The sequence below is a fragment of the Agromyces ramosus genome, assembly GCF_004216665.1.
GTDB lineage: Bacteria > Actinomycetota > Actinomycetes > Actinomycetales > Microbacteriaceae > Agromyces > Agromyces ramosus.
Genome location: NZ_SGWY01000001.1, coordinates 607,493 through 626,937 on the forward strand (window position 1 = coordinate 607,493; position 19,445 = coordinate 626,937).

General features: G+C 72.2%; 15 protein-coding genes. All 15 read right to left on the minus strand.

Translation table 11 applies throughout. The annotated features are described in order from the left end of the window. Positions 1–29 precede the first annotated feature (29 nt). Positions 30–2,576 (minus strand): ATP-binding protein, encoded by a 2,547-nt coding sequence (locus EV187_RS02750; protein WP_130351490.1) that lies wholly within the window; start codon positions 2,574–2,576, stop codon positions 30–32. 65 nt (positions 2,577–2,641) lie between these two features. After that, positions 2,642–5,212 carry an ATP-binding protein gene (locus EV187_RS02755; RefSeq protein WP_130351491.1) on the minus strand — a complete coding sequence of 857 codons (2,571 nt, stop codon included), beginning with the start codon at positions 5,210–5,212 and terminating at the stop codon, positions 2,642–2,644. 88 nt (positions 5,213–5,300) lie between these two features. Further along, complete coding sequence (locus EV187_RS02760; RefSeq protein WP_130351492.1) at positions 5,301–6,398, minus strand: glycerate kinase; 1,098 nt, start codon at positions 6,396–6,398, stop codon at positions 5,301–5,303. Continuing rightward, complete coding sequence (locus tag EV187_RS02765) at positions 6,395–7,099, minus strand: ThuA domain-containing protein (protein WP_165391081.1); 705 nt, start codon at positions 7,097–7,099, stop codon at positions 6,395–6,397. Before EV187_RS02765 ends, EV187_RS02760 begins: the two co-directional genes overlap by 4 nt. A gap of 50 nt (positions 7,100–7,149) precedes the next feature. Next, positions 7,150–9,135 carry a beta-galactosidase gene (locus EV187_RS02770; RefSeq protein WP_130351494.1) on the minus strand — a complete coding sequence of 662 codons (1,986 nt, stop codon included), beginning with the start codon at positions 9,133–9,135 and terminating at the stop codon, positions 7,150–7,152. 185 nt (positions 9,136–9,320) lie between these two features. After that, positions 9,321–10,286 (minus strand): alpha/beta hydrolase, encoded by a 966-nt coding sequence (locus EV187_RS02775; protein WP_130351495.1) that lies wholly within the window; start codon positions 10,284–10,286, stop codon positions 9,321–9,323. A 77-nt stretch (positions 10,287–10,363) separates the two neighbouring features. Beyond that, positions 10,364–11,569, minus strand: coding sequence for an alpha-L-fucosidase (locus EV187_RS02780; protein WP_130351496.1), 1,206 nt, complete (start codon positions 11,567–11,569; stop codon positions 10,364–10,366). Continuing rightward, positions 11,566–12,234, minus strand: coding sequence for a hypothetical protein (locus EV187_RS02785; protein ID WP_130351497.1), 669 nt, complete (start codon positions 12,232–12,234; stop codon positions 11,566–11,568). The genes EV187_RS02780 and EV187_RS02785 overlap by 4 nt, the downstream gene beginning before the upstream one ends. A gap of 8 nt (positions 12,235–12,242) precedes the next feature. Beyond that, positions 12,243–13,157, minus strand: a complete 915-nt coding sequence (locus EV187_RS02790; RefSeq protein ID WP_130351498.1) for a carbohydrate ABC transporter permease — start codon at positions 13,155–13,157, stop codon at positions 12,243–12,245. Beyond that, entirely contained in the window at positions 13,154–14,101 is a 948-nt protein-coding gene (locus EV187_RS02795; RefSeq protein WP_130352199.1) for a carbohydrate ABC transporter permease, read from the minus strand. The genes EV187_RS02790 and EV187_RS02795 overlap by 4 nt, the downstream gene beginning before the upstream one ends. 149 nt (positions 14,102–14,250) lie before the next feature. Then, positions 14,251–15,555 (minus strand): ABC transporter substrate-binding protein, encoded by a 1,305-nt coding sequence (locus tag EV187_RS02800; protein WP_130351499.1) that lies wholly within the window; start codon positions 15,553–15,555, stop codon positions 14,251–14,253. Between the two features lie 170 nt (positions 15,556–15,725). Next, on the minus strand, positions 15,726–16,658 hold the full coding sequence (locus tag EV187_RS02805) for a family 43 glycosylhydrolase (RefSeq protein WP_130351500.1): 933 nt from the start codon (positions 16,656–16,658) through the stop codon (positions 15,726–15,728). Continuing rightward, positions 16,651–17,745, minus strand: a complete 1,095-nt coding sequence (locus EV187_RS02810; RefSeq protein WP_130351501.1) for a Gfo/Idh/MocA family protein — start codon at positions 17,743–17,745, stop codon at positions 16,651–16,653. The genes EV187_RS02805 and EV187_RS02810 overlap by 8 nt, the downstream gene beginning before the upstream one ends. Continuing rightward, a complete protein-coding gene (locus tag EV187_RS02815; RefSeq protein WP_130351502.1) occupies positions 17,738–18,481 on the minus strand; it encodes a cupin domain-containing protein in 744 nt (247 codons plus the stop codon). Before EV187_RS02815 ends, EV187_RS02810 begins: the two co-directional genes overlap by 8 nt. Next, positions 18,478–19,419: a DUF6807 domain-containing protein gene (locus tag EV187_RS02820; protein ID WP_130351503.1), complete on the minus strand. Its 942-nt coding sequence runs from the start codon at positions 19,417–19,419 to the stop codon at positions 18,478–18,480. The genes EV187_RS02815 and EV187_RS02820 overlap by 4 nt, the downstream gene beginning before the upstream one ends. Positions 19,420–19,445: the final 26 nt, after the last annotated feature.

A 19,445-nucleotide genomic window follows, 5' to 3' on the forward strand; every position in this document is an offset into this window, starting at 1 on the left:
TCCGCCGACGACCGAAGACGGTCGGCCGATCACGCCAGCGCGAGCTCCACGACGTCGGCGAGCACCGCATCGCGGCCTTCACGGCGCGCGATCGCGAATCGATCGGCCTCCGGGCCGGCGACCACGCGATCGAGGACCCGCTGGTGGAATGAGAACGCCGAGCCTGCGAAGAGGCCCTTGCGCTCGCGCACGTCTTCGGCCGCTCCGAGCAGCCGGCCGGCGAGCTCGATGTCACCCGTCAGGGCCGCGAGCGCGAACAACCCCTCGAGGGCATAGGCGGTGCCGTCCTCGTGCCCGACCGACGACGAGATGAGCAGCTGCTCGGAGAAGCACGTCCGGGCTCCCCCGAGATCGCCGAGCATCACGCGAGCCCACCCGAGGTAGTTCAGCGCGATGGTCAGGCCGAGCTTGTCGTCGATGCTCCGCGCGATGGCGAGGCTCGCATCGAAGAGCTCGATCGCCTCGTCGGTCCGGCCGCGCATGAGGGCCGTTCGACCGAGCAGGTTCCCGATGATCGCGCGGCCGAAGGCGTCATCGAGGTCCTCGACCAGCTCGAGTGCTCGCCGGAGCGCGGCCTCGGCGCCGTCGAGGTCGGGCGACGCCATCGTGAGCGGCGCGAGCGCCAGCGATGCGAGCACGAGGGCCTCGCCGAATCCGTCGCGCTCCCGCTCGAAGTAGTCGGCGCACCGCACGAGCACCGGCACGATCGCCGGATCCGGCGACTGCATCGCGGCGATCGAGTTCTCGTAGTAGAGCGCGATGGTGCGGGCGCGCTCGGAGAGCTCGTCCTCGTGCTCGAGGAGGCGGCCCATCCAGACCCGGACCTCGCCGTGTTGGCCGCCGACCCACCAGAACCAGTACAACGGCCACACGCATTCGATGACGTCGTCCCACCGGCGTTCGTCGATGAGGTGTCCGATGGCGGCTCGCAGCTCCTCGCGCTCGTCGACGAGGCGCGACATCCAGACGGCCTGCCGGGGATTGACCAGCTCGCGGCCGGCGTCCGCCGCGAGCCGCACGAAGTACTGGGCGTGCCGGTCGGCGCACTCCGTGAGGGTGCCGCGATCCTCGAGCCGATCCCTCGCGTACTCCCGCACGATCGCGGGCATCGCGAACCACGCTCGCGCCCCACGGTCCTGCTCGCGGACGAGGCTGCCGTCCACCAGGGCGCCGAGCGCCCCGACCGCATCCGCACCGTCGAGCCCTGCCGACATCCACTCGGCCGCTTCGAGCCCGAACCCGCCGCGGAAGACGCCGAGGCGCAGCAGCAGCTCGCGCTGGTCGTCGTCGAGCAGCCGGGTGCTCCACTCGATGGTCGCCTGCATCGTGCGCTGGCGTTCGGGCAGGTCGCGCGCCCCGCCCGCGAGCAGCGCCAGGGCGTGGTCGAGGCGGTCGACGATCGCGTCGGGCGTCAGGACCCGGGCGCGAGCGGCAGCGAGCTCGAGCGCGAGCGGCGCGCCGTCGAGCGCGTCGCAGATGGCGTCGACGGATGCCGCGTTCTCGTCGGTCAGCACGAAATCCGGCTTGACCGCCCGCGCCCGCTCCACGAACAGCTCGGCAGCGACCGCCGTGGGCAGCGGACCGAGGTCGACGTTCTGCTCGCCGCCGATCCGCAGCAGGATCCGGCTCGTGGCGAGCACCGAGACCGAGGTGCTCGCGAGCAGGGCGCTGAGCGCGCCGGCTGCGTCGACCACCTGCTCGACGTTGTCGAGGACCAGCAGCATGCGACGGTCGTCCAGCGCCCTGGCGACCTTCTCGGCGAGCGGCGACTCGCCGGTGTCCCTGATCCCGAGCGCGTGCGCGATCGCCGGGATCACCTGCTCCGGGTCCTCCACGGGGGCGAGGTCGACGAACGCGACGCCGTCGGGGAACGCGTCCTCGACGGCGCGAGCGCCGGCGACCGCGAGCCGGCTCTTGCCGATGCCGCCCGGGCCCGTGATGGTCACGAGCCGGTGCTCCTCGTCGGTGAGCAACCGCGTCACCGCCTCGAGCTCGTCCTCACGTCCGAGCAGGCGGGTGAGCGGCGACGGCAGCCCGATCACCTCGGTCGAGGTCACGGGTGCCGCCGCCTCGAGGAGGTCGGCGCGTCGCGGGCCTGCCGCGTCGAACCGCTCCGCCAGGAGCGTGGCGAGGTCGGCGGTGAGCAGCTCGGCCAGTTCCTCGGCATCCGAGAACGACACGTACGACGCCGAATCGTCCTCTCGGATGCGGGCGAGCAGGTGCTCGAGACGGGACTGCCGGTCGGTGCTCGCCTTGATGTAGATCAGCTTCGGGATGTCGGGCGCGAGATCCCATTCGTCCTCGAGGCCCGACACCGGCTCACCCGGCGCGACCCAGCCGTACTCCTCCCAGTACACGCCGACGAAGATGTCGCTCTGCTCCAGGTAGGCCCGGTACAGGGATCGCGGCGGGTGCGGACGAGCGCCGAGCTCGAACATCACCGGGGCGAGGGCGAGCCGTTCGATCGCCGAGCGGGCGGCGCGGCGCTCGGGCGCAAGCTCCTTCAGCGTCGAGCTCACGAACACGCGCAGCCGCTGGTCGGGTGTCCGGATGCCACCGGCGGCGACCGCGTTCATGCGTCACAGTCTCCCGGCACGCTCGTGCGGGTGTCCAGCGCCCCGACCACCCCAGAACGCCCGCGTCACCCCGGGCCGGCCCGGGTGGGTGCAGCCTCCGTGAGGGCGAGGTCGAGCATCTCGGCGAGATCGGCGCCTCGCCCCGCTCGTCGCGCCGCCTCGAAGGTCGCCGAGCCGCCGTTCGCCAGCGCACGCTCGAGGATCCGTCCGTGGACGGAGAAGGTTCCCCCCGTCGTCAGCCCCCTGCGCAGACGCACGGCCTCGGCCGCGCCGAACAGCAGGCCGGCGCGTTCCAGGTCGCCCGTGGCCGCCGCGACCGCGGACATCGCCTCCAGTCCGTAGGCGAAGCCCTCCTCGTGGCCGATGGCCGTGGAGATGCGCAGCTGGTCGGTGAACCACGTGCGTGCGCCGTCGGGATCGTCGTCCAGGAGCCGCGCCCACCCGAGGTGGTTGAGGGCGATCGCCTCGCCGAGCGGATCGTCGGCGCCGCGGGCGATCGCGAGGCTGTCGTCGAGGAGCTCGACGGCTTCAGGGAGCCGTCCGCGCGCCAGCACGGCCCGAGCGAGCATGATCCGCACCATCGTGCGCCCGAAGGGATCGCCGAGGTCGTCGACGAGCGTGACGGACTGCGCGATCGCCCGCCCTGCGGCATCCGGCTCAGCGTGCGGATCGGCCGTCAGGGCGACCGCGAGCATGGCGAGGGACAGGCTCTGCCCCAGCCGGTCGCCGTCGGTGCGGAAGTACTCGACGCACTCGGCGAGGGCCGGCGCGACCGCGGCGTCGGGCGTCTCGCCGAATCGGAGGGAGTCGGTGCAGAACAGCGCGATGATCCGGCTGCGGTCGTCGAGGGCGTTGCCGGGCGCCAGCAGCCGGGACATCCACCCGCGGACCTCGCCGAGCTGGCCGCTGACCCACCAGAACCAGTACAGGTTCCACGTCAGCCCCGCCACCTCGCCGAACTGTCGAGTGGCGACGAAGTGGTCCACCGCCGCACGCAGCTCGTCGCGCTCATCGGCGAGCCGCGACATCAGGCCGATCTGCCCCGTCCAGGTCGACTTCCGCGCGGACGCATCGGCGAGGGCGGCGTAGAACCGCGCATGCCGTTCCTCCATCTCGGGCAGGTCGCCCCGCGCGTCGAGCTCCTCGCGGCCGTACTCGCGAACGGTCGCGAGCATCGTGAACCACGCGCGCTCGCCGCGATCCTGCTCGCGTACGAGGCTCCCGTCGACGAGCACGGCGAGCGCGTCGACCGCATCGGCCCCTGCGAGGTCCGCGGCCATCCACTCCGCCGCATCGAGGCCGAACCCCGCGCGGAACACGCCGAGGCGCAGCAGCAGCTCCCGTTCGTCCGGTCGAAGCAGCCGGGCGCTCCAGTCGATCGTCGCGCGGAGCGTCCGCTGCCGCTCGGGGAGGTCGCGGTCGCCGGCGGTGAGGACCGTCAGGGCGTGGTCGAGCCGTTCCGCCAACGCGGCGGGAGTGAGCACCCGCAGGCGGGCCGCGGCGAGCTCGAGCGCGAGCGGGGCGTTGTCGAGCGCGGTGCAGATCGAGGTGATGTCGGCCGCGTTGTCGTCGGTGAGGTCGAAGTCGGGCTTCACCGCGCGGGCGCGATCCACGAGGAGGTCGGTCGCGGCCTGCGGTGCGAGCGGGCCGAGTGCGAGGCTCCGTTCGCCGCCGATGCGGAGCAGGATCCGGCTGGTCGCCAGCACCGAGACCGACGAGGCGCGCAGGATGCCCGCGAGCACGGGCGCCGCCTCGACGACCTGCTCCACGTTGTCGAGCAGCAGCAGCATGCGCCGGTCGGCGAGCGCGAGCGCGAGGGTCTCGGCGATCGTGCCGTCGCCCGGGTCGCCGGCGCCGAGCGCCCTCGCGACGGCCGCGGTCACGAGGGCGGGGTCGAGCACGGGGGCCAGGTCGACGAAGACGACGCCGTCGGGGAACGACCCTTCCACCTCGCGCGCCGCGGCGATCGCGAGCCGGCTCTTGCCGATGCCGCCCGGGCCGGTGAGGGTGACCAGCCGGTCCTCGTCGACGGTGAGCATCCCGACGACCGTCGCGAGCTCCTCGTCGCGGCCCACGAGGCGGGTCAGCGGTGACGGCAGGCCGACGCTCTCCGGGCGCGCCGGCGATGCCGCATCCGGTTCCGGCGCGTGACGCAGGTCGGCGGCATCGAAGCGCTCGGCCAGCACGCTCGCGAGGTCCGCCGTGACCAGGTCGGCGAGCTCGGCGGCATCCGAGAACGCGACGTACGACGCGTCGTCGTCCTCGCGGATCCGGGCGAGCAGGGCCTCGAGCCGCTCATCCCGGTGCTCGGTGCGCTTGAGGTAGACGAGCTTCGGGATGTCGGGGGCGAGGTTCCACTCGTCCTCGAGTCCCGACACGTCCGCTCCCGGTGCGCTCCACCCGTACTGCTCCCAGTAGATCCCGACGAAGATGTCGCTCTGCTCCAGGTACGCCCGGTACAGCTCGCGCGGGGGATGCGGCCGCGCACCCAGCTCGAACATCACCGGCGCCATCGCCAACCGCTCGATCGCCGCCCGCACCGCGCGCCGCTCGGGCGCCAGCTCCTTCAACGTCGAGCTGACGAACACCCGCAGGCGCTGGTCGGGCGTGCGGATGCCACCGACGGCCGTGGTCATGCGGCCAGTCTCGTGCCGCGCGGCGCCGACTGTCCAGCGCGCCGGCCTGCAGGACCGCCGCGGTCGGGTCCGTGCCGGGCGGTTCGCCTCAGTCGGATGCCCGCGCCAGGGCCGCGCCCGCCGCCTCGAGCCAGCGCAGGGGTTCGGCCATGGCCGCAGCGCCGCTGCCGGCGAGGTCGACGAGGGCGACGGATGCCGCGAATCCTCGCGGCTCGGCCGTGATCGCGCCCGCGACCAGGGCGGTCGGCACGCGGGCGTCGCGCGCGAGGCCCGCCACGACCGTGGGCGCCTTGCCCGCCTCGGACTGCCCGTCGAAGCGCCCCTCGCCCGTGATCACGAGGTCGGCCCCGACGATGACCTCTGGCAGGCCGACGGTCTCGGCCACGAGCGCCGCACCACCGCCCATCTGCGCTCCCCAGGCGAGCAGGCCGAAGCCGGCACCGCCGGCCGCACCCGCACCGGCCGCTGCCGCGAGCGGCTGCATCGCGGTGGGCACGAGGTCGGCCAGCCGGGCGAGGTTCGCCTCGAGCACGTCGACGGTGGCGGCATCCGCGCCCTTCTGCGGTCCGAACACGGCCGCGGCGCCGAGCCCGCCGAGCAGCGGGTTGGTGACGTCGCCCAGGATCACCGCGCCGCCGTGCGGCAGGGGACGAACGCCCGACAGGTCCACGCGGTCGAGCAGCGCCAGGCCGCGGTTGCCCAGTGGCACCGGCGCGCCGGAGTCGTCGAGGAACCACCCGCCGAGCACGGTGAGCGCCCCCGCGCCCCCGTCGCTGCACGCGCTGCCGCCGAGCGCGAGCAGCAGCCGCTCGACCCCGGCATCGAGCGCTGCCGCGATCGCCTCACCGAAGCCGGCACTGTGCGCATCGAGCGGTTCGAGCGGGTCGAGCATCGTGAGGCCGGAGGTCGAGGCCAGCTCGACCACGCCCGTGCCGTCGGGCAGCAGCAGCCATGACGTCTCGGCTGGCTCCGAGACCGGGCCGCGCACGGTGACGGGCATGCGACGGGCGCCGGGCACCGCCGAGGCGAACGCGTCGAGGGTGCCCTCTCCCCCGTCGGCCATGGGGCGCTCGACGAGCTCGTCGTCGGGCCGCACGGCTCGCCATCCTGCCGCGAGGGCGGCTGCGGCATCCGCTGCGCTCGCCGTGCCCTTGAACGAGTCGGGCGCGATGACGATGCGGCTCACGAGGCGTCGAACGTCGGCGCGGGCACGTGCGAGAGCCACTGCAGCGCGCGCGTGAGAAGCTCGCGGTGCTCGGACGACTCGTAGGAGCGCGCGTCGTGTCCGAGCGCGTCGTAGACGACGCGCGATCGGCCGAGCTCGCGGGCCCAGATGATCGGATGCCGCATGCCGTCCTCCTCGTGCTCGGCGATCCGCTCGATCACGCCGTCGAGTCGCAGCGCCGAGTACCGCTCGTCGACCACGGCGAAGTCGCTGAGCCCGTCGGCGATCACGTGGGTGCCGACGATGTGCACGCGCGCCTCGCCGATCGGCGGATGCCACGAGTATCCCTCGATCCAGCGCCCGCCGAGCGCGTGGCCGAAGGCGGGGAGCTCGGGCAGCGTGGACGCCGACGCGTGCACGGCCAGGACCCCGATTCCCCGATCGAGCGCGGCGTCGAGCCCGGCCGCTGCGGCGTCGAGCTCCTCGTCGGTCGGTTCGGGCGGTTCGCCGGTGCCCTCGGGCAGCGGCGCCTCGGGATTGCCGGCGTTCACGACGAGCAGGTCGGCCTCGCCGAGCGCCGCGAGACCGGCCAGGAGGTCGTCGCCCACCTCGACGCGGTAGCCCGCACCCGCGACGATGCCGGCGAGCGCGGCACTCGTCTCGGCGAACGGGTGCCACGCGTCGGCGTACCGGCCGGAGCCGCTGAGGATGACCGCGCGCATGTCGCCTCCTCCGCTCTCGCGTGCATCGTAGCCCCGGAGAGCGTTCGCCGTCATCGCTCGAGCACCAGCGCCCAGTCGTAGGCGCCGAGTCGCACCGACGACACCTGTGCGCCCGATTCGGCGTCGATCCCCGAGACGGGCACGTCGACGGGCTCGCCGCCGTGGTGCACGAGCGTCACGAGCTCCCCACGGCGGGCCGCCTCCACGTGCTCGGGGAGCCCGGCGACCACCGGCTCGACGCGCGCGTCGGCGAGCACGTGGTCGACGACCGCCTGCACGCCCGCCTCGTCGGGCACCGTCGCCAGGTAGCGGGCGACGCCGCGTCCCGCGCGGCGCGCGGTGAGGGCCGGATGCCCCGCGCGGCGGCCGCTCGTGAACGAGGCCTCCACCGTGGCATCCGCCGCCGCGATCTCCTCGGCGAGCAGCGTGCCCGACGAGTCCGGCAGCGCGTCGCCCGCGAACCGCGCGACCCGTTCGCCGGGCACGGTCGGGGGCGCGGACGGCGCGACGAGCGCGCCGAAGTCCTCGAGCCGCACCCCGCAGAGCGCGCCGAGCTGCGTGAGGAACCCGCCCTCGCGGAAGCGGTCGAGCTCGTCGACGACGTCGGTGAAGGGACCGGCGAGCAGGTGTCCGCCGTCCTCGACGAACCCGGTGAGGGCGGCCGCCCCCTCGTCGCGGAGCAGGTACAGCAGCGGCGCGATCGCGAGCGCGTACTGCCCGTCGACGCGCTCGGGCGCCACGATGTCGACCTGCACGTGGCGGCGATGCAGGGCGCGGTACCACCGCTGAACGACGTCGAGGTAGTCGAGCACGTTCGACGGGTGATCGGATGCCTCGACCGCCCACCAGTTCTCCCAGTCGAACACGAGCGCCACACGGGCGTCGCGGGCCCCCGCGGGAAGGGGCGGCAGGGCGGCGAGTCGCGCGCCGAGGGCCGCGGCCTCGCGCCAGGTGCGCGTGTCGCGACCGGCGTGCGGCAGCATCGCCGAGTGGAACTTCTCGGCGCCGGCTCGTGACTGCCGCCACTGGAAGAACAGGATGCCGTCGGCGCCGCGCCCGATCGCCTGGGCGCTGAGGGCCGCCATCTGGCCGGGCGCCTTGGGCGCGTTCGACGGGCGCCAGTTCAGCGCGTTCGTCGCCTGCTCCATGAGGATCCACGGCACCTCGGGCTTCAGGGATCGAACGAGGTCGCGCTGGAACGCGGCGGCCCGGAATGACTCGGCGTCGTTCGGGTCGGGGTAGGCGTCGTCGCTGATGAGATCCAGGTGCTCGGCCCACTGCGCGTAGTTCGCCGGCTTGAACGCGCCCATGAAGTTCGTGGTGATCGGCTGCGTCGCCCCGGCCTTGCGGATCAGGTCGCGCTCCATGAGGTAGCACTCGAGCAGCATGTCGCTCGTGAAGCGGCGGTAGTCGAGCAGCTGGCCGGGGTTCAGGCTGTAGGGCGCCTTGCGCGGTGGGAACACCTCGTCGAAGCTCCCGTAGCGCTGCGACCAGAAGTTCGTGCCCCAGGCCTCGTTGAGGGCGTCGACCGTGCCGTGGCGATCGGCGAGCCAGCGCCGGAACGCATCGCGCGCGGCATCCGAGAAGTCCATGTTCAGGTGGCAGCCGTACTCGTTGTTGACGTGCCACATCACGACAGCCGGATGCGTCGCGTACCGCTCGGCCATCGCCGTCACGAGCTCGGCCGCGAGCCGACGGTACACCGGCGACGACGGTGCGAACTGCTGGCGGCTGCCCGGCCAGTACACCGCCCCGTTCTCGTCCTGCGGGAGGATCTCGGGATACGCTGCGCTGGCCCACGGCGGCGGCGAGGCCGTCGCCGTGGCGAGGTCGACGGCGATGCCGCCCTCGTGCAGCAGGTCGATGACGTGGTCGAGCCACGCGAAGTCGAACTCGCCCTCGCGAGGCTGGATGCGCGCCCACGAGAAGATGCCGAGGCTCACCATGGTGACACCGGCCTCGCGCATGCGGGCGACGTCCTCGGGCCAGAGCTCCTCGGGCCACTGCTCGGGGTTGTAGTCGGCGCCGTAGTGCATCGGGGTCCTCCATCGTCGGCAGGGCTGGGAAAGCGCATTCCGAGTCTAGCCGGGTCGCCCCCGCGATGCGACGTCCCGGCGCAGCGACGTCGCGCTTGGACACTGCGTCGAAACGTCCATGCGATCGACCTGATCCGCCATGGGAGGCACGAATTCCGCGCGGCTGCTTCGCCGTGCGACCCGCGTCACGGCGCCAGCATGCGGCGCACCCACGCCTCGCGCGTCTGCACCGCGGTCCGCGACACGGCCGCCGCCGGCACGATGGTCTGGAAGCCGTGGAAGCCGCCCGCCCAGACATGCAGCTCGGCGCTGCCGCCCGCCGCCCAGATGCCGCTCGCGAAGCCCACGGCCTCGTCGCGGAACACCTCGGCACTGCCCGCCTCGATGTAGGTCGGGGGCAGCCCGCCCAGCTCGGTCGCCCGAGCCGGTGCGGCGTACACGGACACGTCGGCGGTGCCGCGGCGAGCACCCAGCAACGCCGTCCATCCGGTCTCGTTGCTCGTGCGATCCCAGATCCCGACGCCGTCGACCTGCGTGGCCGAGGTCGTCGCATTGCGATCGTCGAGCATCGGCCACATGAGGAGGAGGGCGGCCGGCATGGGGCGGCCGCGATCGCGGGCGAGCAGCGTCGTGCCGGCGCTCAGGCCCCCGCCCGCGCTCTGGCCGCCGATCAGCACGCGCTGCGGGTCGAAGCCGAACTCCGCTGCCCGGCCGACGAACCAGTCGAACCCCGCCGCGCAGTCCTCGACGGGCACCGGGTCGGTGAAGTCGGGCGCCAGCCGGTACTCGACGGTCGCACCGACCGCGCCGTACTCGAGGACCCAGTCGACGAGCATCGGGGCCATCGACGCGCGGGTGCCGCCGACCATGCCGCCGCCGTGGACCAGGTAGGCGCCGGGACCGTCCGCGCCCTCGTGGTCGGTGCGCCGGAGCACCGAGACCGTGACCTCCCCGCCGCCGTGACCGGGCACGGCGTGGTCGGTCACCTGCACGGGCCGCCCGGCGATGACCTCCGCCATCGACGGCGGATGCGTGGTCGCCGCCCGGAACTCCGGGATCGAGGCGGGGCGAAGGGTCGTGAAGTACGCCGGCGCCCCGCCGAGCGCGGGCTCGAGCTCGGCGTCGAACGGCGGTCGTGCTGCTGCGGTCATCTCGATCCTCCGGTCCGGTCACTCGCTCGGTGACCGATGGACCCCATCATCGACCCGATCGACCCTTCGGCGGGGCCTCAGTTCGGGAGCACGAACGTCGTGACGGCTCGTCCGTCGCGAGCGCGCGCGGATGCCGCTGGCCCGTCGACCACCGCCACGAGCCCGTCGGGCGTGGCCCACGCGCGCCACCACGTGGCATCCGTCACCTCGACCGCGTCGGAGTCGATCACGCGCCGGCCGATCGTGTGCGGCTTGACCGCCGTCATCCACGGCGCGACGCCCTCGAGCGTGCGGCGCTGCACGTCGGGGATCTCCCCCGCCGCCGTCGGCCCGACGTTGAGCAGCAGGCGCCCCCCTCGGGAGACGACGTCGGCGTAGAGGCGCGCGAGCTCTCGCGGCGAGAGCGTGAGCGACGCGTCCTCGACCCGGTTGTAGCCGAAGGAGAAGCCTAGGCCGCGGCAGTGCTCCCACCCGGCATCCGCCTCGTGGTCGGTGTCGTGGTCGTACTCGCTCGTGCGGTAGTCCCACACCTTTGCGCCCCAGCGATCGTTCACGATGCCCTCGGGCACGGCGTCGCGGTAGTGCGCGAGCAGCGACTCGATCGAGTGCGGTCCCGGCTGCTTGGCGGCGTCTGGCCAGTCGATGTCGTTCCAGATCAGGTCGGGGCGGTAGCGGTCGACGAGGTCGGCGACGTGCGCATGGGCGTACGCGGCGTACGCGGCGTCCGTGGGCCGGAGTGCGGCGACGTCGTCGCTCGAGCGGTGCGGCGGGAGGTCGGTGAACGACCAGTCGAGTCCGCCCGAGTAGTACACGCCGAAGCGAAGGCCCTCGGCGCGCACGGCATCGGCGAGCGGCGCGATCAGGTCGCGGCGCGGTCCGCGCGCGACCGTGGTGAGGTCGCCGGAGCCGGGCGCGTCCCAGAGGGCGACGCCGTCGTGGTGCTTCGTCGTCGGCACGACGTAGTCGGCCCCCACCGCGCGGAAGAGCCGCGCCCAGTCGGCGGGGTCGTAGGCCTCGGCCCGCCACGCGTCGAGGAAGTCCTCGTAGGGGGCGTCGCCGTACGTGAGGGCGTGATGCTCGGCGGCGGGCGACCCCTCGAGGCGGATCGTGTTCGCGTACCACTCGGCGTAGGCGTTGTGGGCGAACCACTCGTCGTCGGGCACCGCGCCGAGCGCCCGCATGGGCTCGGCCCACGCCGGCACCGAGTACGGCCCCCAGTGCACGAAGATGCCGAGGCTCGCATCCCGTGCCCACTGCGGCAGCGGCCGTCGCGGTGCGGTCACGCGTCGTCGACGTCCCGCGAGCGGCGAGGACGCTCGGGCACCGCCACGATCGCGAGCGCGATGCACCCGAGCGCGGGGATCACGAGCGGGGCGAGCTGCCAGGTGACGACACCGGCGAAGACGCCCGTGGCCACGAGGTACGCCGCACCGGCCGGGTCCGCTCGCACCGCGCCCGGAATGCCCCTGAGTGCGCCGAGCCAGCCGACCTTCGGCGACCATCGGCCCGCGGCGAGGAACAGCGCCAGCACGAGGGCGGCGAGGCCGACCCACCCGACGACGGCGACCACCGGTCCGCCCGGCAGCACGCCCGAGCCCGCGAGGTCGATGTCCAGGGCGAGCACGGCCGCGATGACGGCGGATGCCGCGCCGATCCCGATCCCGCCCAGCAACGAATCCCGTGCGTCGCGCCAGAACCACACGAGCGCCGAGTCGTCGGCCTTCAGGTACCGCCGCAGGTGCCGCACCCCGGCCGCGAGCGCCGCAGGGATCGTGATGATCGGCAGCGACACGATCGCCATCATGATGCCGATGAGCAGCACCTCGCCGAGGAGCCCGAACGCGCTCCGCGCGCCCGGGAACCTCGCGGTGGTGGCCGAGTCGTCGTGCGTCGGCCCGCTGCCCGAGAGGGCGGCACGACGTGCGGCGCGGTCGGCGGCTCGTGACATCCGGGGGCCTAGCCCTTGAGTCCCTGGGTGGCGACACCGGCGACGAGGAAGCGCTGGAACACGATGAAGAAGATCAGGATCGGCACCAGGGCCAGGAACGACACCGCGGCGGTCGCGCCGTAGTCGGAGGTCGAGGTGGCGTCGTTGTAGAGGCGCAGCGCGATCGGGAGCGGGTACTTCTCGGGCGAGTTCACGTACAGCAGGGGGCCCAGGAAGTCGTTCCAGGTCCAGATGAACGTGAAGATCGCGGAAGTGATCAGGGCGGGCTTGATCAGCGGCAGGATGATCGAGAAGAAGATCCGGAGGTGCCCGGCACCGTCGATGCGCGCCGCCTCGTCCATGTCGCGGGGGATGTTGCGGATGAACTGCACGATCAGGAACACGAAGAACGCCTCGGTCGCGAGGAACTTCGGCAGGATCAGCGGCCAGTACGTGTCGACCAGTTCGAGCTTATTGAACATGATGTACTGCGGGATGATGATCACGTGGAACGGCAGCAGCAGCGTGCCGATCATCGCCGCGAACAGGATCCCGACCCCGCGGAACCGGATCCGCGCGAACGCGTACGCGGCCAGCGCCGACGAGAGCAGGGTGCCGATGACCGCCATGATCGCGATGAAGAACGAGTTCGCGAAGAACCGCCACAGCGGGGTGCCGGCGATGCCCTCGACGACCTTCACGTAGTTGTCGACGGTCGGGTTCTCGGGGATCAGGCCGGGATTCGAGGCGAACTCGCTCGACGGCTTGAACGTGGACAGGAACAGCCAGAGGAGCGGGTAGAGCACGATCGCGGTCAGCGCGAGCAGCGCCACGAACCAGATGATCGTGTTGACGGTCTTGCGCTTGACGCGGCGGCGGGGCTGGGTCGTCGGTTCGAGGGCGTTCTCGACGACCTCGACGCGTGGGGCTTCGAACGTGGTCATCGGTTCTCTCCGGCGTAGTGCACCCAGGACCTCTGGGTCTTGAACAGGATGAAGGCGATGATCGCCACGGCGATCACGAGCACCCACGCCATCGCCGAGGCGTAGCCCATCTGCAGGTCGGCGAAGCCGCGCTTGTAGAGGTAGAGGGTGTAGAAGTTCGTCATGCCGGCCGGGCCGCCCGAGCCGTTGGAGATGATGTACGCCGACGCGAACACCTGGAACGCGTTGATGATCTCGAGCAGCAGGTTGAAGAAGATCACGGACGAGAGCATCGGGATGGTCACGTTGCGGAACCGGTGCCATGGCCCGGCGCCGTCGACCTCGGCGGCCTCGTAGAGCTCCTGCGGGATCTGCTTCAGGCCCGCGAGGAAGATCACCATCGGGGCGCCGAACTGCCACACCGCCAGCAGGATCATCATCGGGATCACCAGCTGGACGTTCCCGACCCAGCCGCCGATGTCGATGCCGAAGAAGCTCAGCGAGTTGTCGACCGGGCCGTCGTTGGAGAACATCGCCCGCCACACGATCGCGACCGAGACGGATGCGCCGATCAGCGACGGAGCATAGAACGAGGAGCGGAAGAAGCCCGAGCCGCGATCCCGGTAGTTCAGCAGCATCGCCACGCCCAGCGCCGCGGCGAGCTTGATCGGGGTGCCGACGAGCACGTACACGAGCGTGATCTGCACCGACTGGATGTAGTTCGGGTCCTCGGTGAACATCCGCACGAAGTTGTCCAGGCCTACCCACTCGGGCTCGGTGAACAGGTTGTACTTCGTGAAGGCGAGGTAGAGCGAGAAGATCATCGGGCCGACGGTCAGGCCGAGGAACCCGATCAGCCACGGCAGGAGGAACCCGTACCCGGCCACCGTCTCCCGGCGGTTCGCCTTGCGCCTGCTCGCCGACGACGGCACCTTGCGCCCTTCATCGCGCCTGACCTGGCGCATCGCCTGCCGCACGCTTCTCGACCCGGCTTCCGCCGTGACGATCGATTCGGTTTCCGTGCTCACGTTGGTTCTCCGGTTCCTGCGAGAAACAGTACTCCGGGCCCGGCGGGGTGGTACCCCACCGGGCCCGGAGTCGACTGCTTCGGCTGTTACTGGTTGAGGACGACGTCCATCTCGTTGAAGAACTGCTCGACGGCCTCGTCCACGGTGAGGGTGCCGAACCCGAGCTCCTGGCCGAGCTGGCGGAACTTCTCCTCGAGGGTGCCGTAGCCGACGATCGGCACGGGCGGGGCGTCGCCGAGGCGCTCGGCGATCGACTCCTCGTAGTCGCGGATCTGCTGGCCGATCGGGTCGAGCTCAGCGCCCTCGAGCATCGTCTCCGAGGCGGGGAGGCCTCGGTTGGTGCCGAAGATCGCGCCCGCCTCGGGGCTGTTCACGAGGAAGTTGACGAGCGTGGCCGCTGCCTCGGGGTGCTCGGTCGTCGAGGCGATCGAGTGCAGCATCGAGGGCTTGAGGTACAGGTCCTGCGCGCCCTCCTCGGTCACCGGCGGGGCGACGAGTCCGAGCTCGGTGTACTCGGCACCGAGGTTCGCGAGGTAGCCGGCACCGAAGTTGTCCCAGGTCAGCTCGCTCGTGGTGAGTCCGGCGTCGAAGCCCGAGACCGGGTAGATCTCCTCGAGTCGCTGCTGCGGGATGGTGACGGCGCGAGCGTCCTCGCCCTGCTCCCAGAACGCGGCGAGGTCCTCCTCGGTGAAGTTCGGCTCGCCGTCCTCGGTGAAGAGGTCGTCACCCTTCGCGCGCTGCTGGATCTCGAAGTTCTGGATGCGACCGGTGAAGTCGGTGCCGCCCCAGAGCGAGCCGGCTCCGGCGTCGCTGACCTCCTTGACCCAGGCGGTGTAGTCCTCCCAGTCGCCGCCCTCGAACTCCTCGACGCCGACCTGCTCGAGCAGCTTCGGGTTCGTGAAGAGGCCCCACGCGTTCGTGGAGGTCGGGATGCCGGTGGTCTCGCCGTCGACGACGCCGATCGAGAGGATGTTCTCGCTCAGCGGCTCGGTGTCGATGATGTTGCCGAGGTACGGCTCGAGGTCGAGGAGCAGGCCGTTCTCCGAGTACTGCCGGAGGTAGGAGTAGTCGAACTGCATGACGTCGGGCAGGCCGCCTCCAGCCGCCTCGGTCTGGCGCTTCTCCCAGAACTCGGGGAAGCCGAGGAAGGAGGAGTTGACCGTGATGTTCGGGTACTCCTCGTTGAACGCGGCGATGGCCTCCTCGTACAGCGCGGCGCGAACGTCGTTGCCCCAGAAGGCGAGGTTGAGGGTGACCTCCTCGTCGGGGTCGTAGGTCGCGGCCGCCTCTTCGCTGCCGCCGCCTCCCGCGCAGCCCGTGAGCACGAGGGCCGCGCTCGCGGTGATGGCCGCTGCGGCCGCCGCCATGCGGCGCTTGCGAATGTTGAACATCGTTGTCCTCCCGGAAACGTCTCTGTCTGCCTGGTGCCTGTCACGCTGTGGGAAAGCGCTTCCCCAAATGTAGCCCAGCGGGGGCGGTGGGTCAACCGGATGCAGAAAATCGTTTCAATTCGTTATCGGAAGGGGTGAGGTCGATCATGCGCGTCTCGCGGAACTCCCAGTCAACGCTGGTTTCCGGACGCCAGCCCATCGCGCGGGCAGAGCAGCCGATCGTCCACAACCACCAGGGGCGCGGCGAACACGGCGCTTCGGCGCGCTTCCGCAGCGTCGCTCGACCCGAGTTCCGAGCCGTCCCAGTGGGGATGCGTGAAGTAGTAGAGCGTCGCGGCCCCACCCTGCACGACGACATCGCCGTGGCGGCCGAAGGTCTCGTCGCCCGCCCGGCAGCCCGGTTCTCCGAGGATGACCTCGTCGTCACCGCCCTGTCGCTCCCAGATCACCGCGTCGGTGGAGCGGTGCACGCCCATCCCCCGCCACTCGTCGACCAGCATCCACCACCAGCCGCCGAGCTCGAAGACGTTGGGTCCCTCGTGCGGCCGCCCGCCGATCGCGCGCCCCTCGACGCGCCACGACGCCAGGTCGTCGCTTGCGGCGACCCATGTGGTGGAATCGTCCGCCTCGTCCTTGTACCAGAGGCGCCAGCGCCCGTCGGGGCAGTGCGCCACGCACGCGTCGATGACGCGGTCGGAGCTCAACGGGACCTCGCCGACCATCCGCCACCGCTCGAGGTCGTCGCCCACGTACTCGACGATGCGGCGCGCATGTCCCTCCCAGCGATCGGGGATTCCGTCGATGACCGTGAGGTACATGCGGTACCGCTCGCCGTCGTCGATCACCTCCGGCGCCCAGTGGGTCTCCTCCCCCGTGCCGAGCCCGAGGCCCGCGACCGTTCCCGCATACCTCCAGTCGAGTGCGTCGGCCGAGCGCGCGACGCCGATGCGGGAACCGTGCACCCAGGCGACGCCGGGCTCGTCGACCGTCGCCCGTCGCTGGGTGTAGAACATCCACCACTCGCCCGTGTCCCGGTTGCGGATCACGGTCGGATCCGTCGCGCCGTCGTGCACCGGGTCGTGGAAGAGCGCGTCGTCAGGCACGGCGCAGGTCGGTGATGGGGCTCTCGAGGCTGCGGAGCCGGTCGAGATCCCGGCGGAGCGTGTCCGGGGTGACCATCGCACCGGACGCCGCGGAGGAGTAGATCGCGGTGACGATCTCGAACGACCGCGCGGCATCCGTTGCGGTCGACGGCAGCGGCCGGCCCGACACCAGGGCGGCGTAGATGTCGCGGACGAGCGGGTCGTGGCCGCTCGCCTCCTCCACCTCGGGGAGTGCCCAGGCCGCCGCGAGGTCGGGGTCGACGTGCGGCGCGGGCGTGATGCGCCAGTGCTCGTGGCCGTGTCCGTAGAGGTGGTCGACCGTCACGGTGGCGCGCTCGGTGTCGATGCGGATCGAGCTCGTCTCACGCGGCGAGAGGGCACTGGTGACGACGGATGCCACGGTGCCGCCGGCGAACGCGATGACCGCCGTCGAGACGTCCTCCATCTGCGTCTCGCGGGCGAGCCGCCAGAGCTGGCCCTGCACGCTCGCCCAGTCGCCGAGGAGCCAGGCGAGCAGGTCGATCTGGTGGATGCCCAGGCCGAGCGTCGGGCCGCCGCCCTCGGTCGCCCACTTGCCGCGCCACGGCACGGCGAAGTAGGCGGGGTCGCGGAACCACAGCGTCTGGCACGTCGCGACCAGGGGCCGTCCGAGCGCGCCGGAGTCGAGCAGCCCCCGCACGTGCGCGGCGGCCGACCCCGTGCGCTGCTGGAAGACGACGGCGAGTCGCCGATCGTTGCGCGCCGCGGCATCCGTCATCGCATCGAGCTCGTCGAGCGAGAGCGCGGCCGGCTTCTCGCAGACCACGTGCAGGCCGGCGTCGAGGGCGGCGATGGCCTGCTCGGCGTGCACGCCGGGTGGCGTGCAGACGTGCAGCACGTCGACGGTGCCGCTCGCGAGCAGGGCGTCGAGCGAGTCGAACGTCGCCGGGTCACCCCAGCGCTCGGCGAACGCACGGGCGAACGCGGGGTCTCGATCGACGACGGCGACCAGCTCGGCGTCGGGCGTGGCGGCGAGCGCCGCGGCGTGGGCGTTCGCGATGGCGCCCGTGCCGATGATCGCGGCGCGCAGCGGGGCGTGCTCAGGCATTGGTCTCCTTCGAGGGGGTCGTCGGGTAGCGGCGCAGGCGGCCGCACATGCCGAACGCGGCGACGGCGGGCGACCCGGCGACGCGGGCTGCGGCGAGTCCGGGGTCGCGACCGGCCTCGAGGGCGGCGAGCCGGTCCCCGGTGTCGATGGCGGCCGCCAGCGCGCCGGCCTCCCAGCGGGAGCGCCACTCGGACGCACGCGGGGCCACGAGCGCCACCGCGCGCTCGTGGAGCCGGGCGAGCCTGGCCGCATCGACGCGGCCGTCGTCGCCGAACAGGGCGAGGAAGCCCTGCACGGCGAGGTCGCGCCGGGCGAGCGCGGCCTCGAGTCGCTCGGCGTCGGGACGCTCGGCGCCGGGGAGCGTCGCGGCCGCCCGGTAGCGCTCGGCGTCGGCGAGCACGTCGTCGGGGAAGGTCATCACGGCATCGCCGGCCTCCGGCAGCCCGGCGTTCTGCATGATGACGCGCACCTCGAGGTCGCCGTCGTTGACGACGCGATGGATCACGCCGGGGTCGAACCACACGAGGGCCCCGGCGGCGAGCGGATGCTCCGCGAAGCCCGCCGCGTCGACGGTCTGCAGCCGCCCGTGGCCCGACACCACGAGGTACGCCTCGGCGGACACGATGTGCAGGTGCGGTGTGCCGCCGGCCAGGCCGTCGGGTGCGCGTCCGCCGTACACCTCGAGGGCGCTGACCGAGGTGGCGCCCGGGAAGACGGGTGGGGTCGGCGTGCTCATCGCGCGCCCAGCAGCCCGGGCAGTGCGGCACCGGCCGACGCGGCCAGGCCCGCCGCTCGATCGGGATCTCCCGCGCCGTCCGCGATCACGACGCCGTAGCGCAGCACGAGGGCGTCGCCGGGCGCGACCTCGTGCTCCTCGCTGAAGAAGGGGGCGGGGCAGAGGCACGCGAACTCCTCGCTGCGCGCGAACCACTGCGGCGGGTGCTGCAGGTTGCCGGGGTCGTCGACCATCACGATCGTCGAGGCGCCGCCGCTGCCGTCATGGCGGCCCGTGAAGCCCATCCAGGGCGCGCGCGTGCCGCGGAGCTCGTCGCCGCCCGCGACGCCCGGTGCGAGCACGTGCCCGCCGGTGAACGAGCGGGGTCCGCGCCAGAAGAGGCCGCCGTAGCCGGCGTTCCCACGGCCACGGGTCGTCGGCGAGCCGATGGGGATGTCGCGGTCGGCGGTGTTCGTCATGCGCGTCTCGAACGCGAGGAGCCAGGCGTCCTCACCGAGCGCGGATGCCGCGAGCACGCGCTCCTCGGCGAAGATCATCTCGCCGCCCTGCGTGACCCATTCGAGGCGCTCGACGGCGCGTTGGGTGCCAGACGCCGGCTCCGCGGCATCCGTCGCCTCGTCGGCCTCGAATGCGACATGCCGTTGCTCGCCGTTGTTCGCGAGCTGCACGTAGCCCTCGCCTCGGACGAAGGTGGGGCCGCCCCAGAAGTTCTCGTCGCCGACCACCGGCAGCGACCAGGCGATGCCCTTGTGCCAGACGTGGTCGTGCGGTCGATAGAGCGAGACCAGCTCGCCGCCGAGCGTGCGGACGGGGCTGACGTACGGCCGCGGCGATTCGAAGGTCGGATGGCCGGGCCGGAACACGTACTCGGCGAGGACGGCGTCGCCCAGTCGCATGAGGAGTCGATCGCCGGACTCGTCGAGGCGGATGCGGGTCATCGGTCTCCTTCGGTCGTCTTCGATCC